22 protein-coding genes are annotated in these 25,003 nt (G+C 69.8%); 15 read left to right on the top strand and 7 right to left on the bottom strand.

Features of this window, described 5'->3' with window-relative positions:
* Nucleotides 1-30: 30 nt before the first annotated feature.
* Both ACXVUM_RS04890 and ACXVUM_RS04895 read right to left on the bottom strand, forming a co-directional pair.
* The gene (locus tag ACXVUM_RS04890) at nucleotides 31-501 is read right to left on the bottom strand and encodes a hypothetical protein (protein WP_458520716.1); all 471 of its coding nucleotides are present in this window, start codon (nucleotides 499-501) and stop codon (nucleotides 31-33) included.
* Nucleotides 502-603: 102 nt separating this feature from the next.
* Nucleotides 604-1,575, bottom strand: a complete 972-nt coding sequence (locus ACXVUM_RS04895; protein ID WP_458520717.1) for a D-2-hydroxyacid dehydrogenase — start codon at nucleotides 1,573-1,575, stop codon at nucleotides 604-606.
* Between the two features lie 103 nt (nucleotides 1,576-1,678).
* Here ACXVUM_RS04895 and ACXVUM_RS04900 point away from each other — a divergent pair, with 103 nt between their 5' ends.
* The 8 genes from ACXVUM_RS04900 (at nucleotide 1,679) to ACXVUM_RS04935 (ending at nucleotide 13,152) form a co-directional block, all read left to right on the top strand.
* The gene (locus tag ACXVUM_RS04900; protein WP_458520718.1) at nucleotides 1,679-3,019 is read left to right on the top strand and encodes an aspartate aminotransferase family protein; all 1,341 of its coding nucleotides are present in this window, start codon (nucleotides 1,679-1,681) and stop codon (nucleotides 3,017-3,019) included.
* Between the two features lie 10 nt (nucleotides 3,020-3,029).
* Nucleotides 3,030-6,047 carry an FAD-binding and (Fe-S)-binding domain-containing protein gene (locus ACXVUM_RS04905; protein WP_458520719.1) on the top strand — a complete coding sequence of 1,006 codons (3,018 nt, stop codon included), beginning with the start codon at nucleotides 3,030-3,032 and terminating at the stop codon, nucleotides 6,045-6,047.
* Nucleotides 6,044-7,516: an NAD-dependent succinate-semialdehyde dehydrogenase gene (locus ACXVUM_RS04910; protein ID WP_458520720.1), complete on the top strand. Its 1,473-nt coding sequence runs from the start codon at nucleotides 6,044-6,046 to the stop codon at nucleotides 7,514-7,516. Before ACXVUM_RS04905 ends, ACXVUM_RS04910 begins: the two co-directional genes overlap by 4 nt.
* Before the next feature lie 9 nt (nucleotides 7,517-7,525).
* Nucleotides 7,526-8,719: a M24 family metallopeptidase gene (locus ACXVUM_RS04915; RefSeq protein ID WP_458520721.1), complete on the top strand. Its 1,194-nt coding sequence runs from the start codon at nucleotides 7,526-7,528 to the stop codon at nucleotides 8,717-8,719.
* A gap of 34 nt (nucleotides 8,720-8,753) precedes the next feature.
* Entirely contained in the window at nucleotides 8,754-10,007 is a 1,254-nt protein-coding gene (locus tag ACXVUM_RS04920; RefSeq protein ID WP_458520722.1) for an aminotransferase-like domain-containing protein, read from the top strand.
* Nucleotides 10,004-11,224 (top strand): M20 family metallopeptidase, encoded by a 1,221-nt coding sequence (locus ACXVUM_RS04925; protein ID WP_458520723.1) that lies wholly within the window; start codon nucleotides 10,004-10,006, stop codon nucleotides 11,222-11,224. Before ACXVUM_RS04920 ends, ACXVUM_RS04925 begins: the two co-directional genes overlap by 4 nt.
* Nucleotides 11,225-11,525: 301 nt before the next feature.
* Nucleotides 11,526-12,524 carry an ArsR/SmtB family transcription factor gene (locus tag ACXVUM_RS04930; RefSeq protein ID WP_458520724.1) on the top strand — a complete coding sequence of 333 codons (999 nt, stop codon included), beginning with the start codon at nucleotides 11,526-11,528 and terminating at the stop codon, nucleotides 12,522-12,524.
* A gap of 28 nt (nucleotides 12,525-12,552) precedes the next feature.
* The gene (locus ACXVUM_RS04935; protein WP_458520725.1) at nucleotides 12,553-13,152 is read left to right on the top strand and encodes a flavin reductase family protein; all 600 of its coding nucleotides are present in this window, start codon (nucleotides 12,553-12,555) and stop codon (nucleotides 13,150-13,152) included.
* Nucleotides 13,153-13,253: 101 nt separating this feature from the next.
* Here the strand turns inward: ACXVUM_RS04935 and ACXVUM_RS04940 are convergent, their stop codons facing one another.
* Nucleotides 13,254-14,636, bottom strand: a complete 1,383-nt coding sequence (locus ACXVUM_RS04940; RefSeq protein WP_458520726.1) for an MFS transporter — start codon at nucleotides 14,634-14,636, stop codon at nucleotides 13,254-13,256.
* A gap of 121 nt (nucleotides 14,637-14,757) precedes the next feature.
* Nucleotides 14,758-15,480 (bottom strand): GntR family transcriptional regulator, encoded by a 723-nt coding sequence (locus ACXVUM_RS04945; RefSeq protein ID WP_458520727.1) that lies wholly within the window; start codon nucleotides 15,478-15,480, stop codon nucleotides 14,758-14,760.
* Nucleotides 15,481-15,652: 172 nt separating this feature from the next.
* Between ACXVUM_RS04945 and ACXVUM_RS04950 the strand changes: the two genes are divergently transcribed.
* Nucleotides 15,653-17,098: an amidase gene (locus tag ACXVUM_RS04950; protein ID WP_458520728.1), complete on the top strand. Its 1,446-nt coding sequence runs from the start codon at nucleotides 15,653-15,655 to the stop codon at nucleotides 17,096-17,098.
* A gap of 125 nt (nucleotides 17,099-17,223) precedes the next feature.
* Here ACXVUM_RS04950 and ACXVUM_RS04955 read toward each other — a convergent pair whose 3' ends face one another.
* Entirely contained in the window at nucleotides 17,224-18,117 is an 894-nt protein-coding gene (locus ACXVUM_RS04955; RefSeq protein ID WP_458520729.1) for an SCO6745 family protein, read from the bottom strand.
* Between the two features lie 73 nt (nucleotides 18,118-18,190).
* Here ACXVUM_RS04955 and ACXVUM_RS04960 point away from each other — a divergent pair, with 73 nt between their 5' ends.
* Genes ACXVUM_RS04960 through ACXVUM_RS04970 form a run of 3 tightly spaced genes read left to right on the top strand, consistent with a single transcriptional unit; the run spans nucleotide 18,191 to nucleotide 21,868 of the window.
* Nucleotides 18,191-19,591: an amino acid permease gene (locus ACXVUM_RS04960; protein ID WP_458520730.1), complete on the top strand. Its 1,401-nt coding sequence runs from the start codon at nucleotides 18,191-18,193 to the stop codon at nucleotides 19,589-19,591.
* Entirely contained in the window at nucleotides 19,584-21,242 is a 1,659-nt protein-coding gene (locus tag ACXVUM_RS04965) for a dihydroxyacetone kinase family protein (protein ID WP_458520731.1), read from the top strand. Before ACXVUM_RS04960 ends, ACXVUM_RS04965 begins: the two co-directional genes overlap by 8 nt.
* Complete coding sequence (locus ACXVUM_RS04970; protein WP_458520732.1) at nucleotides 21,239-21,868, top strand: DUF998 domain-containing protein; 630 nt, start codon at nucleotides 21,239-21,241, stop codon at nucleotides 21,866-21,868. The genes ACXVUM_RS04965 and ACXVUM_RS04970 overlap by 4 nt, the downstream gene beginning before the upstream one ends.
* On the opposite strand, the gene ACXVUM_RS04975 is transcribed toward ACXVUM_RS04970, so the two are convergent.
* Entirely contained in the window at nucleotides 21,850-22,632 is a 783-nt protein-coding gene (locus ACXVUM_RS04975) for an SDR family NAD(P)-dependent oxidoreductase (RefSeq protein WP_458520733.1), read from the bottom strand. The two genes, ACXVUM_RS04970 and ACXVUM_RS04975, sit on opposite strands and share 19 nt — an antisense overlap.
* Nucleotides 22,629-23,339 carry an SDR family oxidoreductase gene (locus ACXVUM_RS04980; protein ID WP_458520734.1) on the bottom strand — a complete coding sequence of 237 codons (711 nt, stop codon included), beginning with the start codon at nucleotides 23,337-23,339 and terminating at the stop codon, nucleotides 22,629-22,631. The genes ACXVUM_RS04975 and ACXVUM_RS04980 overlap by 4 nt, the downstream gene beginning before the upstream one ends.
* A 91-nt stretch (nucleotides 23,340-23,430) precedes the next feature.
* On the opposite strand from ACXVUM_RS04980, the gene ACXVUM_RS04985 reads away from it, so the two are divergent.
* From ACXVUM_RS04985 to ACXVUM_RS04995, 3 genes are all read left to right on the top strand, one after another.
* Complete coding sequence (locus ACXVUM_RS04985) at nucleotides 23,431-23,799, top strand: winged helix-turn-helix transcriptional regulator (RefSeq protein ID WP_458520735.1); 369 nt, start codon at nucleotides 23,431-23,433, stop codon at nucleotides 23,797-23,799.
* Between the two features lie 92 nt (nucleotides 23,800-23,891).
* Nucleotides 23,892-24,572 (top strand): SDR family NAD(P)-dependent oxidoreductase, encoded by a 681-nt coding sequence (locus ACXVUM_RS04990; RefSeq protein WP_458520736.1) that lies wholly within the window; start codon nucleotides 23,892-23,894, stop codon nucleotides 24,570-24,572.
* Between the two features lie 67 nt (nucleotides 24,573-24,639).
* Nucleotides 24,640-24,993 carry a VOC family protein gene (locus tag ACXVUM_RS04995; protein ID WP_458520737.1) on the top strand — a complete coding sequence of 118 codons (354 nt, stop codon included), beginning with the start codon at nucleotides 24,640-24,642 and terminating at the stop codon, nucleotides 24,991-24,993.
* Nucleotides 24,994-25,003 lie beyond the last annotated feature (10 nt).

Genomic DNA, 25,003 nt, shown 5'->3' on the forward strand with positions numbered 1-25,003 from the left:
GGGTGGCTGCGAGCGCGGACGACACGTCCGTCAGGGGGTCGGTGTGGGGACACGGCCGTCGACGACGAGGTCTGCGGTCATGGTGTCGCCGGTCACCATCACGTGCACCACTACGAGGTCACCGACCTTCACCGGGACCGGCGAATCGGTGTGGGGCGACTCGTAGTGGGTGGCCTCGGTCAGGTCGATCGTGTGGACCCGACCGTCCTTCATCTGCAGGACGATGTGGGAGTCGCCGACCGAGTCGACAGTCCCGAGCAACATCTTGGACCGCGCGACCTCCACCGGGGCCGTGGCGAGCGGCACTCCCGGAGCGGCCGGGGCGGCGCTCTCGGACGGGCTGGCGGTGAGGTACTCGAGGGCCGCGGCGGACGTCTCCGAGTCCTCGGAGTCGTCGCGCTGTGCGCCGAGGTGGACGCAGTAGGCGAGACCGAGTCCGGCGACGACCAGACCTGCGAGGCAGAGGAATGTCGAGGTCTTCATACGCAGGCGTGTGCGCATGTCGTCGACCTCCTCGTTCGCGTCGGGCGTGCTCGGTTCCCGAGGCTAGGAGCCGAGCCTGAGATGCGTCTGTGAACTGCGCCGGACGCCCGCCCGACAGCGTCAGTGCACGTAACCGCGCTCCTTGTCGACGGCGCCGGTGAGCTCCTCGCCGGCGAGGTACGACCGCAGTCGCTCGAGGAACTGGTCGGCGAGCTCGTCGCGCCATCCGACGACGTCGCCGCTCATGTGCGGCGAGATCGCGACGTCGTCCATGTCCCACAGCGGGCTGTCGTCGGGCAGGGGTTCGGTCTCGACCACATCGAGGGAGGCCGCGCCGATCACCCCGTCACGCAGGGCGTCGACGAGGTCGCTCTCGACGACCAGCGCGCCGCGCCCCACGTTGACGAGGTGGGCGGTCGGCTTCATGGCGGCGAGGACGCGTGCGTCGACCAGACCGGCGGTCTGTTCGGTGAGAGGAGCGATGAGCACGAGGGCGTCGACGTCGCCGACGTGCTCGACGAGGTCGTCGGTGGCGACGACCGTGCCGAAGTCGGGGTCGTCGTCGCGGGCGGTGCGTCCGGCGCCGGTGACGTGCAGTCCGGCCGCCCGGAGCAGGCGAGCCGTGGCGCGCCCGATGCCGCCGGTGCCGACGACGAGTGCGGTGCTCCCGGCCGTCCGGTGGGTCTCCCGCCACGTCCACTCGTGTCGCCGCTGCAGCGCCCGGCTGAGGTGCAGCTGCTTGTCACGGGCGAGGATCGAGGCGAGGACGAACTCGGCGATCGGGCCGTCGAACACACCGCGGGCGTTGGTCACGGTGACGTCGGAGGCGCGCAGTTCGTCGAACATCATCGCGTCGACACCTGCCGCACACACGTGCACCCACCGCAGGGCATCGGCCCCCGACCACGCGTCCCGCAGTGCGGCGGAGAAGTAGTCCCAGAGCAGCAGGACGTCGGCTCCGCGCAGGTCGTCGGCCAGGGTGGAGGCCGTGGCGAGCCGCACGTCGGCGAGGTCGGCGATGGCGTCGAGATTGTGCGGCGGGTCCAGATCGTCACGGGTGAGCACGGTCAGGCGCACCGGTCGGGCACTCATGCGCCCACCGTAGAGCGGGCCGCGGATCGCGGTGATCGGACGCCGCACCCGGCGGATGGTCCAATTGTTGACAATCCGACCATCGGGCGGTCACCCTGTGCCCATGACGTCCACGTTGGCCTCTGGCTCCACCTCGACAAGTGCCCCGACGAACGCTGCGGGGCAGCGGCCGCGCGCCACGTTGAGTCCGGCGCTCAAACAGGCCACCCCCGTCGTCGTCGACCACGCGAAAGGGTCGTGGATCCACGGCACCGACGGCCACGACTACCTCGACTTCACCACCGGTATCGGCGTCACCAGCACCGGTCACTGCCACCCCCGCGTCGTCGCCGCGGCACAGGAGCAGTGCGGCAAGATCATCCACGCGCAGTACACGACGGTGATGCATCAGCCGCTGCTCGCGCTCACCGACGCCCTCGGCGAGGTACTCCCCGACGGACTCGACTCCGTCTTCTACGCCAACTCCGGGTCCGAGGCCGTCGAGGCGTCGATCCGACTGGCCCGCATGGCCACCGGTCGACCCAACATCGTCGTGTTCCAGGGCGGGTTCCACGGCCGGACCGTCGCCGCCGCGAGCCTCACCACCGCGGGGACGAAGTTCTCCGCCGGGTTCTCCCCGCTGATGAGCGGCGTCCACATGGCGCCGTTCCCGTACGCCTATCGCTACGGGATGGACGAGGCGTCGGCCGTGGAGTTCGCCCTGCGCGAGCTGGACTACCTGTTCGCCTCCCGCGTGGCGCCGGTCGACACCGCCGCGATGCTGATCGAGCCGGTCCTCGGCGACGGCGGCTACCTGCCGACCCCGCCTGCCTTCCTGCAGGGCCTGCGCGAGCGCGCCGACCGGCACGGCATCGTCTTCATCGTCGACGAGGTGCAGGCCGGCGTCGGTCGGACCGGGAAGTTCTGGGGCCACCAGTTCGCCGAGGGCGTCGTCCCGGACATCCTCATCACCGCCAAGGGCATCGCCTCGGGCTTCCCCATCTCCGCGATCGCCGCGTCCACCGAGCTGATGAGCAAGGCGTGGCCGGGCTCGCAGGGCGGGACCTACGGCGGCAATGCGGTCGCCGCGGCCGCCGGCGTCGAGACCCTCGCGGTCATCCGCGACGAGAACCTCGTCGAGAACGCTCGCGTGCGCGGTGACCAGATGCTCGCCGGACTGCGGGAGATCGCGGCCCGCAACCCCCGCATCGGCGACGTCCGCGGGCGGGGCCTCATGGGGGGTGTCGAGTTCGTCGATCCCTCTGTCCCCGGTGCCGTTCCGGCCGCGGATGCGGCGGCGGCAGCGGCCGTGCAGCAGGCGGCGATCGGTCACGAACTGCTCACGCTGACGTGCGGGCCGCTCGGCAACGTGGTCCGTCTCATCCCGGCGCTCGTCGTGACCGAGGACGAGATGACGACCGGGCTGCAACGGTTCTCCGACGCCGTCGACGACGCGCTGGCGTGACGCCGCGCGCATGACCGTCACCACCTCCGGGCCGACGACGGTGGACGCCGCCGCCGCCGGCAGAGCCCTGCGCGAGCTGGGCCTGCACGCCGACGACTCGTCGCGCCGCCGCGCCGAGTACTCCTACGACGCATCGAACTACCGGCTGCGTCCCCTGTGCGTGGTGTTCCCCCGCGACCAGGCCGAGGTCGCCACGGCCGTCGCGTGGTGCCACCGCAACCACGTCCCGGTGATCCCCCGCGGGGGCGGCACCGGGATGGGCGGCAACGCCATCGGATCGGGTGTCGTCATCGATCTGTCGCGGCACATGACGCGAGTCCTCGACGTGGACACCGAGTCCGCCACCGCCACCGCCCAGGCGGGACTCGTGCTCACCGCCCTGCAGAAGCACGTCCGCGAGGCCAGCGACGGCGCCCTGACGTTCGCTCCCGACCCGTCGAGCCAGTCGCGCGCCTGCCTCGGTGGCGCGATCGGCAACGACGCGTGCGGCAACCACTCCGTCCGGTACGGACGTACCACCGATCACGTCGTCGACGTCACGGTCGTGACCGCCGAGGGACACCTTCTCGTCGCCACCGCGACCGGCCTGCGCGCCGCCGACACCGCAGACACCGCCGCCGTGCGGCGGGCCGCCGAGATCGAGCGGTCGCTGCGCGACCTCGCCGAGGAGAACCTCGCCCCGCTGCGTGTGGAGTTGGAGCGCATCCCGAGGCAGGTCTCGGGCTATCACCTCGCACATCTCCTGCCGGAGCACGGGTTCCACGTCGCACGCGCGCTGGTGGGCAGTGAGGGGACCTGCGCGATCGTCGTCGCCGCGACCGTCGCGCTGGTGCCGGTGTCGAAGCACCCCCTGCTGCTGTGCGTGGGCTACCGCGACGTCGTCGACGCCGCCCGCGACGTCCCGACCATGCTCGATTTCGCGCCGTCGGCGATCGAGGGCATCGACGAGCGGATCGTCGCCACCATGCGCGCCCGCCGCGGGCGGGAGTCGGTGGACGGGCTGCCCGACGGGAACGCCTGGATCTACATCGAACTCGACGAGCACAGCGTCGGCGGACGCGTCGACGACATCGCCGGCGCCCTCGACGACCTCGCCGACAAGCTGCGTGCGAACGGACGACTGGTCGACACCCGCACCGTGGCCGACCCGGCAGCGCGCGCGATGTTGTGGCGGGTGCGCGAGGACGGCGCCGGACTGTCGTCGCGTCTCGTCGATCTCGACGACCCGGACGCGGGCGCGGGATACGAGTCCTGGCCCGGCTGGGAGGACTCGGCGGTCGCACCGGAACGTCTGCCCGAGTACCTCGAGGGGTTCCGCGACCTCCTCGCCCACCACGGCCTCACCGGCGTGATGTACGGGCACTTCGGCGCCGGGTGCATGCATGTGCGCGTCACGTTCGACCAGCGCACCGAGTCCGGTCGCGCGACGATGCTGGCCTTCGTGCGCGACGCCGCGCAGCTCGTCGTCGACCACGGCGGGTCTCTGTCGGGCGAGCACGGGGACGGCCGGGCACGCTCGGAGCTGCTGCCGATCATGTACTCGCCGGAGATGATCCGGCTGTTCGAGCGGTTCAAGGGCATCTGGGACCCCGAGGCACTGCTGAACCCGGGCAGCATCGTCGACCCGGCGCCGATCGGCGACGACCTCGCGCTCGCCGGCATCCCGCGACGCACCTGGCAGACCTCCTTCGACCTCGGTATCCCCGGGTCGGCGCACACGCCCGGCACCGACGTGCCGGCCGGCACCGATCTCGACCCGTTCGTGCATGCCACCCAGGCGTGCATCGGCGTCGGCCGATGCCGCTCGCACGCCGGCGGCGTGATGTGCCCGAGCTATCGGGCAACCCGCGACGAGAAGGACTCCACCCGTGCCCGCGCCCGGGTTCTGCAGGAGATGTTGCGCTCGGCGCCGGACGTCGAATCGGGTTGGCGCTCGGACGATGTCCGCGAGTCGCTGGAGCTGTGCCTGTCGTGCAAGGCCTGCTCGACCGACTGCCCGACCGGTGTCGACATGGCCACCTACAAGGCCGAGTTCTTCCACCACCACTACAAGGGCCGCATGAGGCCGATGTCGCACTACTCGCTCGGCTGGATGCCGGCCTGGCTGCGGATGGCGACGGCGACGGCTCCCGTGATCAACGCCGTCCTGGGCACGCGCCTCGCGGTCCCCGCCGCCCGCGTCGCCGGTCTCGACGCGCGCCGATCGATGCCGCGCTTCGCGCGCCGCAAGCGGGTTCGTGACGCACTGGCCGCACTGGTCCGTCGCGACGACGCCCCCGTCGTGCTGTTCGTCGACTCGTTCACCCGCGCCTTCCGACCGGAGGTCGCGGCGGCGGCAGCCCGCGTCATGGGCGGTGCCGAGAAGGTCGGGTGCGAGAAGGACAACTGCTGCGGTCTCACCTGGATCTCGACGGGCCAGCTCGACCGCGCCCGAAAGGTGTTGACCCGCACGGCTGACGCCCTCGACGACGGCACCGATCGTCCGATCGTCGTCCCCGAACCGAGCTGTGCGGCCGCCCTGCGCAAGGATCTGCCCGAGCTGGTGCACACCGACGCCGCCCGTCGGGTCGCCGCCCGCGTCCGCAGTTTCGCCACGCACGTCGGCGTCATGCTCGACGAGGGCTGGACTCCCCCGCCGGTGCCGTCGGCCGTCACCGTGCAGACCCACTGCCACGAGTACGCGGTGTTCGGGCCGTCCACGCAGGCCTCGGTCCTGCGCCGACTGGGCGTCGCCGACGTCCGTTCGGCCGACGGATGTTGCGGTGTGGCGGGCAACTTCGGCTTCGAGCGGGGACACTACGAGGTCGGGATGGCCGTCGGCGAGCAGGCGTTGGCGCCGGCGCTGCGATCCCGGCGGTCCGGCGAACCCGTCCTCACCGACGGTTTCAGCTGCGCGATGGCGGTCGACCACCTCGCCGGGGTCGACGCCGCGATCGACGCCGTCACCAGTACGCATCTCGCCGAACTGATCGACCCAGCACGAGAAGACCACGCCAGCCCGACGAGCACCGAGAGGGAGACACCGTGAGCGACACCGGCCGATCCGCAGCCGATCTGATCCGCGGTCTGGAGACCGGACTGTTCATCGACGGGAAGTGGACCCCCGCCGAGTCCGGCGCCACGTTCAGCGTGCTCAACCCGGCCACCGGCGAGGAGATCGCGACCGTCGCCGACGGCGGCGCGGTCGACGCCCGGCGCGCCATCGAGACCGCCGCCGCCGCGCAGGAGTCGTGGGCCGCCACCTCCCCGCGATCGCGCAGCGAGATCCTCTACCGCGCACACCGGTTGATCATGGACCGCGCCGACGACCTGGCGCTGGTGATGACCACCGAGATGGGCAAGCCGTTCGCGGAGGCGAAGGGCGAGGTCGCCTACGGCGCCGAGTTCTTCCGCTGGTTCGCCGAGGAGGCCGTCCGCATCGGCGGCGATCACACCACCACCGGCGACGGCGCGAACCGCATCGTGGTCACGAAGGAGCCGGTCGGGCCCTGCGTGCTCGTCACCCCGTGGAACTTCCCTCTCGCCATGGGCACCCGCAAGATCGGTCCGGCCATCGCCGCCGGCTGCACGATGGTCTTCAAGCCCGCCGAGCTGACCCCGCTCACGTCGCTGGCACTCGCCGGGATCCTCACCGAGGCGGGTCTGCCGAACGGCGTCCTGAACATCGTCACCACCAACGACCCAGGATCTGTCGTCACCGAGTGGATGACGAGCGGGCTGGCCCGCAAGATCAGCTTCACCGGCTCGACCGCCGTCGGGAAACTGCTGCTGGAGCAGGCTGCCGGCACGGTCATGCGCACGTCGATGGAACTCGGCGGCAACGCCCCGTTCGTCGTCTGCGCCGACGCCGACATCGATCGCGCCGTCGACGGCGCGATGGTCGCCAAGATGCGCAACATGGGCGAGGCCTGCACCGCGGCCAATCGGATCTTCGTGCACCGCAGCGTCGTCGAGGAGTTCGGACGCAAGCTCACCGACAAGATGAGTGCGCTGCGCGTCGGTGACGGTGCCGTCGACGGCACCCAGGTGGGGCCGCTCGTCGAGGAGAAGGCGCTCACCAAGGTCCGCGAGCTCGTCGACGACGCGGTCGCGCGCGGTGCGACGGTGATGTGCGGCGGCACGGCGCCCGACGGGCCCGGCTTCTTCTACCCGCCGACGGTCCTCACCGACGTGAGCGCCGAGTCGGACCTCATGGCGACCGAGATCTTCGGCCCCGTCGCCGCTCTCGTGCCGTTCGACGACGAGGACGAGATGATCCGTCTCGCCAACGACACCCCGTGGGGCCTCGTCGGCTACCTGTTCACCCAGGACATCGACCGGGCGCTGCGGCTGTCGTCGAAGCTGGAGGTCGGCATGGTCGGACTGAACACCGGTCTCGTGTCGAACCCGGCCGCCCCCTTCGGCGGGATCAAGGAGTCGGGACTCGGCCGCGAGGGTGGTCGCGTCGGGATCGAGGAGTTCCTCGAGACCAAGTACCTCGCGATCCCACGGACGTAGGGGCGCCTCGTGTACCTCGGATCCCAGCTCTTCACCGACGCGGAGTACGCCCAGCGACTGCTCCGCGTGCGGGAGCTCATGGAACGCCAGGGACTCTCGGCGGTCATCGTCACCGACCCGGCGAACATCTTCTACCTGATCGGCTACAACGCGTGGTCGTTCTACACACCGCAGATGCTGTTCGTCCCCATCGAGGGCGAGATGGTGTTCTTCCTGCGGGAGATGGACGCCAAGGGCGCCCACCGCACCACGTGGCTGCCCGAGGACCAGATCGTCGGGTACCCGGAGAGCTATGTGCACCGCCCGCACGTCCACCCGTTCGACTGGGTCGCCTGGGCGTTGCGTCAACGGCACCTGATCGCCCCCGCGTCCAAGCAGGGCAGCGTCGGGCTCGAGATGGACTCGCACTTCTTCCCGCCGAAGGCCTATCGCGCACTGTTCAACGCGATCCCCGAGTGGAAGCTGGTGGATTGCTTCGAGATCGTCAACTGGGTGCGATCGATCAAGTCCGACGCCGAGATCCAGCTGATGCGGCAGGCCGGGATGGTCTGCTCGGAGGCGATGCGTGCGGCGGTCGAGATCATCGACGCCGGTGTGCGGCAATGCGATGCGGCCGCGGTCATCTCTCAGGCCCAGATCACCGGGACCGAGCAGTTCGGGGGTGACTACCCCGCGATCGTCCCGATGATGCCGACCGGTGCCGCCGCCGACACGCCCCACCTCACCTGGAACCAGGGGACGTTCGAGAAGGACGAGGCGGTCGTCGTCGAGCTGTCCGGTGCCCACAACCGCTACCACTGTCCGCTGGCGCGGACCGTGGCCATCGGGGCCCCTAACCCCGACGTCGACTACGTCGCCGGCGCGGCCATCGAGGGGTTGAACAACGTCCTCGACACCATCCGTCCCGGCGTCGCGACCCGCGAACTCGCATCGACGTGGAACTGGACGCTGGCGAAGTACGGACTCGAGAAGCCCTCCCGCCTCGGCTATTCCATCGGGATCGCCTATCCGCCCGACTGGGGCGAGCGGACCATCAGCATCCGCACCGAGGACGAGGCGGTGCTCGAGGAGAACATGTGCTTCCACGTGATCGGCGGCATGTGGATGGACGGGTACGGCTTCGAGGTCTCGGAGTCGGTGCGCGTCACCGCCTCCGGCGTCGAGACGTTCACCTCGGTACCCCGCGAGCTGATCCGCAAGTGACCACGACCATGTACGAGATCGAGGAGGCGCGACCATGACCGCTACCGAACTGGCGCACGGTCGACCAGAGATGCCCCTGACGGGGCAGGGTCCGACACTGCCCCTGGCCGGACGGGCCAAGGACCTCGTCGGATCGATGATCGACTCGTCGACGTCCCTGCTCGCGGCGCAGAAGCACGACATCGTGCGGTTCGCGATGGGCTCGCCGGCCGACGAGGCCGTCCCGTCGGAGGAGTTCCGCGAGATCGCGGGGTCCATCCTCGACAGCTCGTCGTTCACCTATGGCGCCACCGAGGGTGAACCGCGTCTGCTGGAGCTGCTGGTGAAGTACCTGGCCGGCACCCCGGACCCGTCGAGCGAGGACCGTCTCGTCATCACCACCGGCGGGATGCAGGGACTCGACCTGGCGTGCAAGCTCTTCGTCGACCCGGGTGACCTCGTCGTCGTGGAATCGCCCACGTACACCAACGGCAGTGCCACCGCGCTGTCCTACGGGGCGCAGCTGCTGGAGGTGCCCGTCGACGACGAGGGCATGCGCGTCGACCTCATGGAAGACCTCGTCGCGCACCACCACCGACCGCCGAAGGCGATCTACACCATCCCGACCTTCCAGAACCCCTCCGGCGTGACGTTGTCGCTGGAACGACGGAAGGCGTTGCTGGAGTTGGCCCATCGTTGGGGCTCGGTGATCATCGACGACGACCCGTACGGGCTCCTGCGTTTCCACGGCACCGACATCCCGACCTTCCGCACCCTGAGCCCCGAGGACCCGCTGCTGTTCTCGGTGCGCACGTTCTCGAAGATCCTGGCTCCCGGGTGGCGTGTGGGATGGGTCGACGCCGATCCGTCCCTGCGGCAGTTGCTCATCAACGGCAAGCAGGCGATGGACACGTGCACCAACGTGCCCAACCAGCACATCGTGGCCGAGTACATCGCCCGCGGCGGTCTCGACGCCCACCTCGAGGAGATCCGCGGCCTCTACCGCGAGCGCAAGGACGCGATGCTCGACTCGATCGCCCGGCACCTCGGTGATCGCGTGACGACGACGAACCCCGAGGGCGGGTTCTTCCTGTGGCTCACGCTGACCGGCGAGTTCGGGGAGATCGACACGCGCGAGTTGTTCGAGCGCGCACTCGCCGACGGCGTCGCCTTCATCCCCGGTCCGGCGCTGTCGCCGGGCGGCCGGTTCCGCAACGCCCTGCGGCTCTGCTTCGCCTCCAGCACACCCGAACGCATCGAGGAGGGTATCCGGCGGCTCACGGTGAGCCTTGAGAAGATGGTCGCGTGACCGATGCCGTGACCTCGCCCGACGTCGCCGTGACCGACCGTGAGCGGTCGGTGTGCGACCGGGTCGACGGGGCGCGGATCGTCGCGCTCACCACGGACCTCGTCGAGGCGCCCAGCGTCAACCCCGGTGGCACGGAGGCCGCGACGGTGGCGGTCCTGCGGGCCGCCGCCGAGCGTGCCGGTGCGACCGTCGAGATCCGTGACGTCGCCCCCGGACGGCCGAACCTGGTCGCGACGCTCCCCGGGGGAACCGGTCCGGGACTGATGTTCCTCGGACACTCCGACGTGGTGCCGCCCGGACCGGGATGGTCGGGCGACCCGTTCACGGCGCTGCTCGACGACGGTCGGATCGTCGGACGCGGCACCACCGACATGAAGGGCGGGCTCGCCGCGATCGTCGCCGCCATGGACGCCCTGCGGGGCGAGACCCTCTCCGGACCGGTGCAACTCGTGTGCACCGTCGACGAGGAGGAACACGGCGTCGGCGTCCGGGATCTCGTCGGCGACCCGGCCTCCTATCCGCTGCACGACGGCGGGTACGCGGGCTGCGTCGTCGCTGAACCCACCGCGATGGAGACCGTCGTCGCGTGCCGCGGCGCGTCGTACATCGAGGTCGAGATCCGTGGCCGTGCAGCGCATTCCGGGAGACCGGCGGACGGCCGGAACGCGATCGACGCGGCGGCGAAGGTCGTCGACATCATCCGCGCCGACCACGACGCGATGCAGACCGACCTCGACCCCCTCCTCGGTGCGGGCACCTGGAACGTCGGGACCATCACCGGCGGGCAGGGCATCTCGGCGGTCGCCCCGAACTGCTCCATCGGCATCGACCGTCGACTCATGCCCGACGAGGACGCCGAGGCCATCGCCGCGGACCTGCGCGCCGAGGTGAGCCGCCGTGGCATCGACACCGACGGCATCGAGGTCGACGTCACCGTCACGATGTCGATGCCCGGTTTCCGGACCGCACCCGATCACGGGTTCGTCCGCACCGCCGTCGACGCTGTCACCGCCGTCGGCGCGCAGACCTCGATCGGCGGCTGGACGGCCGCATGCGACGGGGGCTTCGTCAGCCGCGATCTCGGCGTCGACTGCATCGTCCTGGGCCCCGGTGACATCAACGGCCAGGCTCACCAACCCGACGAGTCCGTCGTCGTCGACGATCTCGTCACGGCAGCACGCGCCTACGCCGTCCTCGCGCTGCGCCTCCTGGGCTGACGCTCCGGTTCCAGGGTTCCCGCTGGACCATGTAGCCCGGCGCTAAATCCATTCCGCGCGTCGCGACCACACGTTTCGCTGGGCGCATGGATCCCCACCGAGGCCATGGCCACCTGACCGCCGACCCCGCTGCCGCCGCGATGTACGCGCGCCTCGCGGACCTCCATGACGAGGCGCGTCGTACGCGGGTGGCCGCAGCGCGCACACCAGCCCGGCCGGGACGGTCGTCCCTGGCATCGCTCCTGCGTCGCATGCGACGGTCTGGCGCCGATCTGTCGCGCGCCCTAGCGTCGTCCTCGTCATGCTGACCTACCACCTCGGAGTCGACGACCTCGCGCGCGTACGCCTGGCCTACTCACCGATGTTCGAGACCTCGATGAGCCTGTGGGCGCTCCGGTGGGGAACAGAGGGACGCACCCATCTCGCGGACTGGTACGCGCACGTGCGTTCGGTGGCCGGCTCCTACGACGCCGACATCGTCGATGCCCTGGTCTCGCCGTCCGGCAAGCGGATCCCCGACTTCGTGACCCCGCTGCCGACGTCAGCCCATCCGTCGGTCGACCACGAGGTGGAGTCCATCGCGCGCGCCGATCCGATCCAGGTGAGACGCGACCTCGTCGATCTGGCGGAGGGGAAACCGCTCGCACCCGCCCTGGCCTCGATGGCCGACGACCCCACACGCCTCGCCCGCACGGTCGCGGACACGCTGCGCGACTACCACGCCGCCGTGATCGCACCGTTCTGGTCGGACATCGCCCGCATCCTCGAATCCGACGTGACGTACCGCGGTCGCGAGTTCGTGCGTCGCGGTGCCGTCGGGCTCTTCGACGGACTCACCGACAGCGTCCGGTGGCTCGACGAGGGGCTCATCGAGGTGAGCCTCACGTCCTACGTCGAGGCGGAGGGAGTGTCCGGCGGGCAGGGACTCGTGCTGACGCCCAGCGTGTTCACACGACGGGCGGCAGCGAGTTGGCAGTCGTACCGGACCGGGACGTCGTGGATCGCGTACCCCGCACGCGGTCAGGGCACGCTGGCCGGTGGCGGCCCCGCGGTCGATCCCGACCTCGCGCTCCGCGAACTCCTCGGAACCGCGAAAGCGGACATCCTGCAGGCCCTCTCCGAACCGACGTCGACATCGGCCCTGGCCCAGCGGTTCGGCGTCTCGCCCAGTGCGGTGTCACAGAACCTGAGGGTGTTGCGGGCGAACGGCCTGGTCGAGAGCTCACGGCACGGTCGTGAGGTCCTGTATCGGCTCTCGGCGATCGGGACGGCGCTCACAGGGCGCTCGCGCCCGTCGTGACGATCCCGGTCTGCGGCAGACTGGTCCCATGACCACCGAGCGCATCGTCCACGATCCCGCCGAGGTCGATCCCGGCCGCTTCTATCAGCTGATGACGTCCTCGATCGTGCCGCGGCCGATCGCATGGGTGTCGAGCCGCAGTGCAGACGGCGTCGACAACCTCTCGCCGTACAGCTTCTTCTCGGTGTCGTCGACATCGCCGCCCGTCGTGCAGTTCACGTCGGTCGGGGGTGCGAAGGACAGTGCCCGCAACGCGATCGAGACGGGGCACTTCGTCATCAACATCGCCACCCAGGCGCTGATGGAGAAGGCCAACGCGAGTTCAGCCGGATTCGACTCGCACATCGACGAATTCGTCGAAGCCGACATCGCGTCGGCCCCGGCCACGGTCGTCGACTGCCTCCGCGTCCGGGACTCCCCCATCGCGTTCGAGTGCCGGTTGCACCGGAGCATCGAGGTCGGCAACAGCGTCGTCGTGATGGGTGAGGTCGTCGCGCTGAGCATCGACCCCGCGATCCTCGCCGACGACGGCATGCCCGACTACGCCAAGCTCGCCGCCGTCAGCCGTCTCGGTCGCATGGAGTGGGGACTCCCGAGTTCCACCGTCGATCTCGAGCGGCCGAGCTAGACCGTCACGACTGTCCGAGACACGCATCGAGAGCGGGTGCCGTGGACGACACGTCCACGGCACCCGCTCTCGGTGCGGATTTCCTACCGGTCGCGCGGATCTCAGGCCGAGGCGAGCGCCTTCTCGGCATCGGTCGCCTCGCCGGGGATCTCGGTCCCGCGGAGGGACGTGCCTGCGGTCTCCCGGAGGAAGAGCATCGCGACCATACCGATCACACAGGCGATCATGAGGTACCCGGCCGGGAACAGGTCCCATCCCGAGTTGTTCTCCACCACAGCGTCGTTCACCAACGGCGCCGTGCCACCGAAGGCCGCTGTCGCCACGTTGTAGGAGATCGCGAACCCGGCGTAGCGCACCTGCGTCGGGAACATGGCCGGGAACGTGGCCGAGATCGTCGCGAGCTGCGGGATGTAGAGCACACCCAGCACGACGAATCCGACGATGGCCCAGCCGAACCCCTTGCCCATCAACCAGAACATCGGCAGGGCGAACACGAACAGACCGATGAGCGAACCCCACCACATCGGTTTACGACCCGTCCGATCGGAGAGTCGACCGAAGAACGGGATGAGCGACATCATCACCAGCTGGCCGATCAACATCGTGACGGTGCTGTTGTTGCCGTCGAGTCCGATGGTGTTCTTCAGGTAGGTCGGCAAGTACGCGAGCAGCGTGTAGTTCGCGACGTTGAGCGCGATGACCATCCCGAACATGATGATGATCGGACGCCGGTAGTCGCGGAGGAGGTCGACGAAGCGGCTCCACGCCGTCCCCTCGACCTCGCCCTTCTGTTCCATCTCGCGGAACACCGGGGTGTCCTCCATCTGGCTGCGGAGGTACAGCCCGACGAGACCCAGCGGCAGCGCGAAGAAGAACGGGATGCGCCAGCCCCAGGTCTGCATCTGGTCGTCGGTCAGGCCGAGCTCCAGGAACAGGACGAAGGCAGTTCCCATGACGAAGCCGGCGAGCGTCCCGAACTCGAGGAACGAGCCGTAGCGGCCGCGCTTCGCGTCGGGTGCGTACTCCGCCATGAACGTTGCCGCGCCGCCGTATTCGCCACCGGTGGAGAAGCCCTGCACGACGCGCAGGACGATCAGCAGGATCGGCGCCCAGACACCGGCGACCGCGTGGGTGGGCAGGACACCGATGAGGGCGGTCGCGATCGAGATCAGCAGGATCGTCATCGCGAGGACGGCCTTGCGACCGATCCGATCACCGATCGGCCCCCACACCATGCCGCCGAGCGGGCGCAGCGCGAACGAGACCGCGAATCCGAGCATCGTGCCGATCGTCCCGAGTTCACCGGGGAAGAACGCCTGGGTCAGGTAGGTCGCCGTCGCGGCGTAGACGCCGTAGTCGTACCACTCGGTGGCGTTGCCCATGGCGGACGCACCGATCGCCTTCCGCAGCAGCTTCCTCCCCTCCGGAGAATCGGAGTCGGGTAGGTCCGGCGCCGGACCGTCGGACGCTGTCTTGGTTGTCATCATTCCTCCGCCGCCATCGGGGGCATCGACTCGCCGGACGCGGTCTCGATCCGGACTTTCTGACTGTTCGACGGTAGACCCTTTGGTCCATGCGTGCGTCGAATCCGGACGCCTGCGCTGGTCAGCTCGGGTGGGGCGGCGGCACGGTGCGGGCGGTGACCGTGGATTCGTCGGGCATGATGCGCGAGAGCCCGTCGCGCATGTGGTCGATCATCAAGCTGTCGGCGGCCGCCGCGTCGCCGTTCTCGATGGCCTGCAGCAGTTCCGCGTGTTCGTCTATCCGCGCCTGCGCCGACGCGTACGTCCCGCGCATGGCGCCCAAGCACATTCGCGTCTCGACGAGGACCGTCTCGTGCATCCGCGACAATCGCGGGCTACGAGCACATTCGACGAGTTGAGCGTGAAAAGCCATGTCTGCGTCGGCGATCTCGCGTCCGTTGGGGTCGTCCGCGAACTGCTGCATGTGGTGGATCGCGGCGCGCAGCACCGCGATGTCCGCGTCGTCGTGGCCGGCCACCACCTGAGCCAGCGCGGCACGCTCGATCGCCGTGCGCGCCACGTACATGTCGTTGATGTCGTCGTCGTCCATGGAGATGACGAACAGTCCGCGGTTGCGGTGGCTGACGAGCAGACCCTCCTGCGTGAGCCGTTGCATCGCCTCACGAAGTGGGCCGCGGCTGACGCCCAGGTCAGCGGCGAGTCCGCTCTCGGTCAACTGCGATCCCGGCGGGAAATCGCCGTCGGCGATGGCTGCGCGGAGCTGCCGCGCGATGATCGCCGGCGTCGACTCCTGGACCAGTGGGGCCAGCACACGGCGGCGCGCGCCGGAGGCGGTCTCGCTCATGCGCACGCCCCGCGGCGGTACCCGTTCAGATGTGTCGACAGGGTGCTCTCCCCATGGTCGTCTCGGTCAGTGCTCCGATGGTGCGGTGCAGCACGGTAGATTGTCAACAATCCGACCAACCCGAGCCATGTGGCCGGGGCCGTCGGCGTCGTACGCCCGATATGGTCGGACGATGACGGATGCCACACCCGACACCGATGTCCGGGTCCACGCCTTCACCGACGACGCCCTGGGTGACGACGATGCGACGGCAGTCGCGGCGCGCATCGCCTCCGGCGAGATCTCGGCCGCCGAGGCCGTCGAGGCGGCCATCACCCGCGCCGAGCGCCTCACCGTCCTGCACGGGTTCGCGCTGACCGACTTCGATCGCGCCCGCGCGTTCGCCCGCAGCCCGGGTAAGGGCGTGTTCGCCGGTGTCCCGAGCGTGGTCAAGGACAACACCGACGTCTCCGGGCTGCCGTCGGATCAGGGCTCGCGCGCGGTGCGCGCGCGGCCGGCCACGCGGAACGCGCCGGTCACCGACCAGTACCTGTCGACCGGCGTGATCAGCCTCGGCAAGTCGCGGATGCCGGAGTTCGGCCTGAACGCCAGTACCGAGTTCGAGGACGCCCCGGCCACCGCCAACCCCTGGGACACGCGGTTCTCGGCGGGCGCCTCCTCCGGTGGGTCCGCGGCGCTGGTCGCAGCGGGGGTCGTCCCCATCGCCCATGCGAACGACGGTGGCGGCTCGATCCGTATCCCCGCCGCCGCGTGCGGGCTCGTCGGTCTGAAGTTCACGCGTGGTCGGGAGTTGCCCGACGACCACGCGCGCCAGTTGCCGATCAACCTCGTCAACAACGGCGCCCTCACGCGATCCGTCCGCGACACAGCCACGTTCGCCGCGCAGGTGGAGAAGTACCGGCCGGCGCCGCGGCTGAGGCCGATCGGGCTCGTGGAGGGGCCGTCGGATCGCCGTATGCGGATCGGTCTCGTCGACCGGTCCATCAGCGAACTGCCCGTCGACGACCAGACACGCGCCGCGGTCACCGCCACCGCGGCACGGTTGGAGGCCCTGGGCCACGAGGTCGTGCCCGTCGGGCTGCCGCTGCCCGAGAAGGATCTCGTGGCGTTCAAGGACGACTTCGTCCACTACTGGTCACTGTTGGGCTTCGCCCTGACGAAGTTCGGTCGACGCATCATGAGCCCCGACTTCGAGGCGTCGGAGTTGGAGTCGTTGACGACGGGACTGGCCCGCCGGTTCCAGCGCAACTTCTGGCGGACACCGGCGGCCCTGTGGCGCCTGCGCGCCTCGGAGGCGAAGTACCGCGGCGTCTTCCGGGACAGCGGCCTCGACGCGATGCTCTCTCCGACCGTCGCCCACACGACACCGGAACTGGGTCATCTGTCGCCGACGAACAGCTTCGACGTCCTCTTCCCCCGGCTCGTCCGCTGGGTCGCCTTCACCCCGTTGAACAACGCGACCGGCGGACCGGCGGTGTCCCTCCCGGTGGCGTCGACCTCGACGGGGTTGCCTCTCGGCATCCAGCTCTCCGCCGACCACGGCGACGAGGCCACGCTGCTGGAGCTCGCCTACGAACTCGAGGCCGACTCCCCATTCGCCCGCATCCAGGACGCCTGACTCCCGGAGCCGGTGGCGACGAGGTCGCATCCTGTCCGAAATCCGCACCCAGAGCGGGCTGGGTGGTCACCACGACCACGGAGCCCACTCAGGGGGCGGATTTCGGACGTTCGTGACGGTGTCGGCTATTTCTTCTTCGTGCCCGGGAGCACGCCGGCGTCGAGGACCGCCTTGATGTAGGGCCGAATCCGGCGGATGAGGTCGTCGAAGTCGTCGACGTCCTTCCACGCGGCCGCAGCGGCGTCGTCGGTGATGACCTCGAGTTCGTCGTACAGAGCCCCGCCCGCATCGGACAGCGCGTCGCGCTCGTCGGGGCCGGTCTCGCGAAGCAGACCGCGATCGAGTAGAGCCGACGACGCGGCGTCCCAGTCGCCGTCCGACCATCCGCGCGTGAGCTGCGAGATCTTCTTGCCGAGTCCGCGTTTGCGGACGGCCGGATCGGGGTGCGACGCCTCGTGGAACACGACCGCCTCGACGCGATCGAACCCGGCGGCAGTCAGGGCCGCGACGTGGCCGTCACCGCGCCACTCCCGCAGCACCGACACGGCATGCCAGAGGCGGACAGCAGGGTCGTCGGGCGGGGTCGCCTCCGCCCACGCCGACGCCAGCGTCCGACCGGCCATCGGCACCGAACCGCCGACGGCGAGCAGGCGGTCGGCGAGCGCCCGGACCTCGTCGCTCGCGGCGCGCTCACCCCAGATGTCGCCGAGCGCACCGGCGAGCATCTCCTCCCGGCGGGCGTGCACCACGTCGAGTCCGACCCGGCGTGCGGCCGCCCACCCCGGTTCGACGATCGCCGGGTTGAAGTTGAAGAACGCCGCCGACACCACCGACCCGACGCAGTCACCGAGCGGCGCGCCCCGCGCACCCACGTACCAGGCGTAGGGGTCGAGGCCGGTGTCGGACTGCGCCTGCCCGATACCGGGATGGAAGTAGGCGAGCACGTTGAGGGGCTCGAGCGTCTCGTAGGCGGTGCGGGCCCGGGCGCGCTGCACGTCGTCGTACCTCGTTGGCGTCATGCACCGACCCTAGAGCCCGATCGGTTCGCCGCTCACGCCACACGGCCGCCACGGATGCGCGAGGATCGATCGGATGAGCACCACGTCGGACACCGAGTCGACTCCCGGCACCCAGCTCGGCGCCGGTCTCAAGCCCCGGCACATCACGATGATCTCGATCGCGGGCGTCATCGGGGCGGGCCTGTTCGTGGGGTCCGCGACGGCCATCGAGAAGGCCGGGCCCGCGGTCCTGCTCTCGTACCTCATGGCCGGCACCCTGGTCATCCTGGTGATGCGGATGCTCGGCGAGATGGCCACCGCGAACCCCGACACGGGGTCGTTCTCGGTGTACTCGACGCGCGCCCTCGGCCGCTGGGCGGGCTTCTCCGTCGGCTGGCTCTACTGGTGGTTCTGGGTGCTCGTCATCCCCGTCGAGGCGACCGCGGCGGCATCGATCCTCGCGAATCTGCTCGGTGGGCCGCAGTGGGTGTGGGCGTTGGCCGTCACCCTGCTGCTGACGGTGACCAACCTGGTCAGCGTCGGCAACTACGGCGAGTTCGAGTTCTGGTTCGCCCTGATCAAGGTGGTGTCGATCGTCGCCTTCATCGTCGTCGGCGTACTCGCGATCGTCGGCGTGTTCCCCGGCTCCGACGTCAGCGGCGTGAAGGGGTTGTGGGAGCCGAACGGATTCATGCCCAACGGATTCGGTGCGGTGATCACAGGTCTGCTGGTCACGATGTTCTCGTTCATGGGTACCGAGATCGTCACCATCGCGGCTGCGGAGTCGCCGGATCCGAAGGCCGGGATCACCCGCGCGGTGAACTCGGTGATCTGGCGGATCTCGATCTTCTACCTCGGCTCGATCTTCGTCGTCGTGGCGCTGCTTCCCTACAACCGGTTGCAGGACGGGTCGTACCAGTCGGTCCTCGAGGCGATCGGGATCCCGCAGTCCGGCCGGATCATGGACGTCGTCATCCTCACCGCGGTCGCGTCGTGCCTCAACTCCGCGCTGTACACCGCGTCGCGCATGATGTTCTCCCTCGGTGACCGCGGCGACGCCCCGTCGGTGGTGCGGTCGCTGACCAGCCGCGGCGTCCCGTGGGTCGCGGTGTTGTTGTCTATGGTCGTCGGGTTCCTCGCCGTCGTCGGCAACTACGTCCTGCCCGACAAGATCTTCGGATACCTGCTGGCGACGAGCGGTGCGGTCGCACTGTTCGTCTACCTCGCGATCGCCTGCAGTCAGCTGCGTCTCGGTCGGACCCTCCGGGCGTCCGGGGAGCGGCCACCCGTCCGCATGTGGCTGTTCCCGTACCTCACCTCGGCGGTCATCGTGTTCATCGTCGCGGTGCTCGTCCTGATGGCGTTCGACAAGAGTCAGCAGCAGGCCATCGGGTTCTCCGTCGTCTCGGCGGTCGTGATCATCGCGCTGGGCGTGTGGCGCCAGTACACAGGGGACAGGACCACCACCGACACACGGAAGGACACGCGTGTCTGACGACACCCGAGCGCCCCACACCTGGATCACCGTCGATCCCGATCGCTTCCTCACCGACGCGATCGCCGGCCTGGTCGCCGCGAACGACCACATCGCCTGGGAACCCGACCCCGGATTCCTGTACCGGACCGATCGCACCGATGACGGCGTCGCGCTGGTCTCCGGTGGCGGGTCCGGCCACGAACCGATGCATACCGGTCTCCTCGGCGGGGGCATGCTCGACGCCGCCTGCCCCGGGCTGGTGTTCACCTCACCCAACGCGCTGCAGGTCGCCGCGGCCACACGCCATGTCGATCGGGGTGCAGGCGTTTTGCACATCGTGAAGAACTACACCGGCGACGTCATGAACTTCCGCGTCGCGCGGACGATGGTGCGCGACGAGGTCGACACCGAGTACGTCCTCGTCGACGACGACGTGGCGACCGAGACCGACAGCGGGGACGACGGACCGGGTAGACGCGGCACCGGTGCCACCGTCCTCGTCGAGAAGATCTGCGGCGCTGCCGCGGCACGGGGCGACAGCCTGACCGCTGTGGCCGACATCGGCCGTCGGGTGTCGGCCGCCGCACGGAGTTTCTCCGTCGCGTTCGCCCCGTGCACCGTCCCCGGCGCACGCCGTCCCAGCTTCGATCTCCCCCACGGCGAGATGGAGTTCGGGGTCGGCATCCACGGCGAGCCCGGCGTCGACCGGATCCCGCAGCAACCCGCCGACGAACTGGTGGCGGGCATGCTGGACCGCATCCTCGGGTCGTTGCAGCCGCCCGACGGCGCGGATCTGGTCGTGGTGGTCAACGGGCTGGGGGCGACGCACCCGCTGGAGCTGAACGTCGTCTTCGACCAGGTCGTCCGTACGCTCACCGACCGCGGGTACACCGTCCGTCGCAACCTCGTCGCCTCGCTCGTGACGGCGTTGGACATGGCAGGGTTCTCGATCACCGTGCTGGGCTGCGACGACGAGATGCTGGATCTGTTCGACGCCCCCACGGCCGCCCCGGGGTGGCCCGCGGTGACCGCTCGCGGCGGGTCGCGGCCTGTCGACGTGCGCTTCGCCGAACCCGACGACGACGCGGCGACCGGTGACGAATCCGACTGGCTCAGTGCGTTCGTCGGCCGGGTGACGGAGTCCGTCGACGACCTCACCGACCTCGACCGCCAAGCCGGTGACGGCGACTTCGGCACGAACATGGCTGCGGCGCTGCGGCATTTCGCCCTGCCCCTGCGCGGTCACGACGACGAGGTGCTGCGCGCGATCAGCACGTCGTTCCTCGTCCGCGCCGGCGGGACGTCCGGTGCGTTGTTCGGTGTGTTCTTCGACGAGATCGCCCGCGCGGCGGCCGGCTCCGACGATCTCGTCGGCACATTGCGCACCGGGGTCGTCGAGGCACTGCGTCGCATCCAGGAACTGGGTGGAGCGCAGGTCGGTGACAACACCCTCGTCGACGCGCTGTCGCCGGCAGCGGACGCCCTCGCGGCCGGATCGTCGCTCTCGGTCGTGGCATCGGCAGCGGCCGACGGTGCGGAGTCGACCCGCGAGCTGGTCGCAGCCCGAGGTCGCGCGAGCTATGTGGGCGACCGGGCGCGTGGTGTCGTCGACCCGGGCGCGTTGGTCGTCGCGTGGTTCTTCGCCGCGGCCGCCGACAACGACGCGTGACGGTGCGGGCAGCCGGGTGGGCATGGCTCCTCGCCGGTGTCGCCTACATCATCTGCGAGACCGTTGCGGCGCAGCGGAGTCCCGGATACGACTATGCCCGCGACTACATCAGTGCACTCGGGATCCCGGACCGGTCGCCGTCGGCGACGCTGATGAACTCCGGCGCATTCGTCCTGCACGGCGTCCTCTTCGCCATCGCCGGACTGCTGCTGACCCGGTCCGTCGGGCGGCGCGGTCGGGCGTGGATCGTGTTCCCCGCGCTGACGGTCACGAACGGCGTCGGCAACGTCCTGGTCGGCGCGTTCCACGCGGGCACCTCACCTCTGCACGGGTTCGGCGCGCTGCTCGCGATCGTCGGCGGCAACACGGTGATGATCGTCGCCGCCGGCCTGTTCGCGGACCTCGGTGGCCCGCGGTGGTTCTGTGTGGGCAGTCGCGTCGCCGGGGTGGTGGGGCTCGCGTGTTTCGTCGCTCTGCTGGTGATCGCCGGGCGCGGCACCCGCGTGGAAGGTGCTGTCGAACGCGGCAGCGTCTACACGATCATCGTGTGGGACGTCGCCGTGGGACTGGTGCTGCTGCTCGCCATGGCGCGACGAACAGCAGGCCCTCACTCGACGTGGGGCTGACCCGTCGACGCCGAGGTGCCACCGTCGATCGGAAGTAGAGCGCCCGTGATGTACCGCGCGTCCTCGGAGGCGAGGAACAGCACCGCCGGCGCGACGTCCTCGGGCTCGCCGGGTCGACCGAGAGCGATCCGGTTGACGAAGGGCGCCAACGCCTCGTCGTCGTCGGCCATCCCCGATGTCATGTCGGTGAGGGTGAACGCGGGCAGCACGGCATTGATCCGGACACCACGGCCTCCGTAGTCCAGGGCGAGAGAACGCACGAACCCTGTCATCGCGTGCTTCGAGGCGTTGTAGGCTGCCTGGCCCCAGTCCCCGGCGATCCCGGACACCGACGACACGGCCACGAGGTTCCCGCCGGCACGCACGAGTTCAGGCAACGTCGCCTGCGCGAGGTGGAGGAAACCGTCGATGTTGACCCCGCGCAGCAGCGCCCAGTTCTCGTCGGTCAGCTCGGTGATGTCGCCGCCGCCGTCGTGGACTCCCGCGTTGGAGACGACGACGTCGATCCGCCCGAACCGCTCGAGGGTCGCGGCGACCATGGCGTCGACGTCGTCGCGGCGGGAGACGTCACCCGGAAGCACCAGGGCGCGGCCCTCGTCGGCGCCGTCGACGGTCTCCTCGAGCGGTCCTCGACGACGACCGGTGACGACGACCATCGCGTCGTTGGCGAGGAAGGCCCGGGCGATCGACCGCCCGATCCCCGATCCCGCACCGGTCACCACCACGACCTTCTCGCCGACTGCGTAGCTGTTGACGGTGTTCATGCGCTGCGTGCGCCTCCCTCGACGTGGATGGTCTCGCCGCTGACGAAGCCTGCGGTCATCACCCAGAGTGCCGCGTCGACGATGTCGTCGCTCGTGCCCACCCGGCCGACGGGTAGACCGTCGGCGACCGACGAGAAGAAGTCGTCGCGGTCGGGGCGGGCGTCCCAGGTGCCCGAGTCGACGATGCCGGGCGAGATGGCGTTCACCCGTATCGGCGCGAGGTCGGCGGCGAGGTGACTCGCGGCATGAGCCACGGCTCCGTTGGTGATGCCCATGACCGAGAGTCCCCGCGCGGGCTTCCATGCCGCGACGCCGCTGAACAGGGTGATGGAGCCGGTGGCCGGCATCGACGGCGCGAAGTGCTTGGCGACGAGCATCGGACCGATCACCTTGGCCTCGAACGCACGCACGGTCGCGTCGTGGTCGAGGTCGGTCACGGCGACGTTGTGATGCGCCGCCGCCGTGACGACGACGTGGTCGACGGCACCGAGCTGTGCCGCGGTATCGCGGATGGTCGCCTCGTCGGTGACGTCGATGCCCACGGACCGGGTGCCGCCGGATCCCTTCGCGGCGCGGGCGGCCGTCTCGCCGTCGCGGGCACCGATCACGACGTCGGCGCCGCAGTCGGCCGCCCGTCGCGCTATGGCCAGTCCGAGGTTCTTCGCCCCTCCGATCACCAGAACGGTCGAACCGTCGAGTCGTGTCATGTCGCTTCCTCCTGCAGTCGGTGTGCTGTCGACCCGGACGGTATGGTTTCCATACCGGTATCTACAACGAAACCGTCGAGGAGTAGCGACGATGAGCACCCGCGCGTATGACGTCATGGCACCGACATGTCCCAGCCGTGTGGTGCTGCACCGGATCGGAGCGCGCTGGACGGTGTTCGTCGTGACCGCCCTGGCCGACGGACCGATGCGCTTCACAGCGCTCAAGGCCCACATCCAGGGCATCACCCCGAAGGTGTTGACCGAGACGCTGCGGGCGCTTCACCACGACGGTCTCGTCGACCGCATCGACCTCGGCGGCCAGCCACCGCATGTGGAGTACGCGCTGACCGAGCTCGGGCGGTCGCTGTTGGTGCCGCTCGCGGCCGTCCGCGAGTGGGCCGAGACCCACGTCCCCGACGTCGAAGCGGCGAACGCACGCGCCCACCACGGGATGGGGTAACAGCACGGTCACGGAGGGCCGGGCGCGGTCACGATCGCCGTTCGATCCGCCGGACACGGTTCGGACCCGCTCTCGGCGGGCACCATGGGGACATGGCTGATGCACAGGAGAAGGTGTTCGTGGTCGTCGGCGCGACGGGTGCGCTGGGATCGAGGATCGCGAAAGGCCTGTCCGACAAGGGCGTAGCGCTGACGCTCACCGGCTCGTCGGAGGAGTCGGTGGGGCGGATCGACGTCGACGGAGCGCACACCGTCGTCGCCGATCTTCGTCAGCCCGACGCCGGTCAGGCGATCGTCGACGCGGCACGCGACCACCACGGACGCATCGACGGTGTGGTCATCGCCGCGGGGGTGGCAGCGTTCGGCCCCCTCGCCGACATCGACGACGACACCGTCGACGATCTCGTCCTCATCGACTTCCTCGGCCCGCTCCGCATCACGCGCGCAGCGCTGCCGGTCGTGGAGCAGGGCGGCGTCATCGCGAGCATCAGTGCCGTGCTGGCAGAGCAGCCGGTCGCCTTCATGGCCACCTACTCCGCGGTGAAAGCCGCTGCTGCTGCCCTGTTCTCGGCAGTCGCCAAGGAGGCGCGCAAGAGCAAGATCCGCGTGGTCGACATCCGACCGCCGCACACCGAGACCGGTCTCGTCGACCGCGCGATCGCGGGCGACCCCCCGAAGATGCCGTCCGGCGCAGACCCCGACGCCGTCGCAGATCGCATCGTCGAGGCGCTCCTCGGCGACGACAAAGACCTCGCGAGCAGCGACTTCTCCTGACCACGATGAGTTTCGCGACCCGAGCCGGTCGGACTCTGTGTACCCCCGCGACGAGGAGTGGAGACCGATGGCAGTGCAGCATGTGCTCGCAGCCGTACCCGTCCGCGACATCGCGACAGCTCGCGACTGGTACGCGCGCCTTCTGGGTCGCGCGCCCGACAACAACCCCATGCCGTCTCTCGTGGAATGGCAGCCGGTGCCAGGGGCGTGGGTCCAGGTGCATGTCGACCCCGAGCGTGCCGGCGGGACGCAGATGAACCTCGCCGTCGACGACCTGGACGCCGAGATCACCGCGCTGGCGGCGCGCGGTGTCGAGGTCGGCGACGTCGTCGACGCGAACAAAGGTGTCCGCCTCGCGCCCGTCACCGACCCCGACGGCAACGTCGTGACCCTGATCGGCGGTTTCCGGCCCGTCTACTGACGGGGTGCGG

Source organism: Williamsia sp. SKLECPSW1 (assembly GCF_054332755.1).

Excerpts from the sequence above, each read along its gene's own strand:
- ACXVUM_RS04890 (WP_458520716.1), bottom strand. The coding sequence starts at position 501 with ATGCGCACACGCCTGCGTATGAAGACCTCGACATTCCTCTGCCTCGCA.
- ACXVUM_RS04895 (WP_458520717.1), bottom strand. The coding sequence starts at position 1,575 with ATGAGTGCCCGACCGGTGCGCCTGACCGTGCTCACCCGTGACGATCTG.
- ACXVUM_RS04900 (WP_458520718.1), top strand. The coding sequence starts at position 1,679 with ATGACGTCCACGTTGGCCTCTGGCTCCACCTCGACAAGTGCCCCGACG.
- ACXVUM_RS04905 (WP_458520719.1), top strand. The coding sequence starts at position 3,030 with ATGACCGTCACCACCTCCGGGCCGACGACGGTGGACGCCGCCGCCGCC.
- ACXVUM_RS04920 (WP_458520722.1), top strand. The coding sequence starts at position 8,754 with ATGACCGCTACCGAACTGGCGCACGGTCGACCAGAGATGCCCCTGACG.
- ACXVUM_RS04930 (WP_458520724.1), top strand. The coding sequence starts at position 11,526 with ATGCTGACCTACCACCTCGGAGTCGACGACCTCGCGCGCGTACGCCTG.
- ACXVUM_RS04935 (WP_458520725.1), top strand. The coding sequence starts at position 12,553 with ATGACCACCGAGCGCATCGTCCACGATCCCGCCGAGGTCGATCCCGGC.
- ACXVUM_RS04940 (WP_458520726.1), bottom strand. The coding sequence starts at position 14,636 with ATGACAACCAAGACAGCGTCCGACGGTCCGGCGCCGGACCTACCCGAC.
- ACXVUM_RS04945 (WP_458520727.1), bottom strand. The coding sequence starts at position 15,480 with ATGAGCGAGACCGCCTCCGGCGCGCGCCGCCGTGTGCTGGCCCCACTG.
- ACXVUM_RS04950 (WP_458520728.1), top strand. The coding sequence starts at position 15,653 with ATGACGGATGCCACACCCGACACCGATGTCCGGGTCCACGCCTTCACC.
- ACXVUM_RS04955 (WP_458520729.1), bottom strand. The coding sequence starts at position 18,117 with ATGACGCCAACGAGGTACGACGACGTGCAGCGCGCCCGGGCCCGCACC.
- ACXVUM_RS04960 (WP_458520730.1), top strand. The coding sequence starts at position 18,191 with ATGAGCACCACGTCGGACACCGAGTCGACTCCCGGCACCCAGCTCGGC.
- ACXVUM_RS04975 (WP_458520733.1), bottom strand. The coding sequence starts at position 22,632 with ATGAACACCGTCAACAGCTACGCAGTCGGCGAGAAGGTCGTGGTGGTG.
- ACXVUM_RS04980 (WP_458520734.1), bottom strand. The coding sequence starts at position 23,339 with ATGACACGACTCGACGGTTCGACCGTTCTGGTGATCGGAGGGGCGAAG.
- ACXVUM_RS04985 (WP_458520735.1), top strand. The coding sequence starts at position 23,431 with ATGAGCACCCGCGCGTATGACGTCATGGCACCGACATGTCCCAGCCGT.
- ACXVUM_RS04990 (WP_458520736.1), top strand. The coding sequence starts at position 23,892 with ATGGCTGATGCACAGGAGAAGGTGTTCGTGGTCGTCGGCGCGACGGGT.
- ACXVUM_RS04995 (WP_458520737.1), top strand. The coding sequence starts at position 24,640 with ATGGCAGTGCAGCATGTGCTCGCAGCCGTACCCGTCCGCGACATCGCG.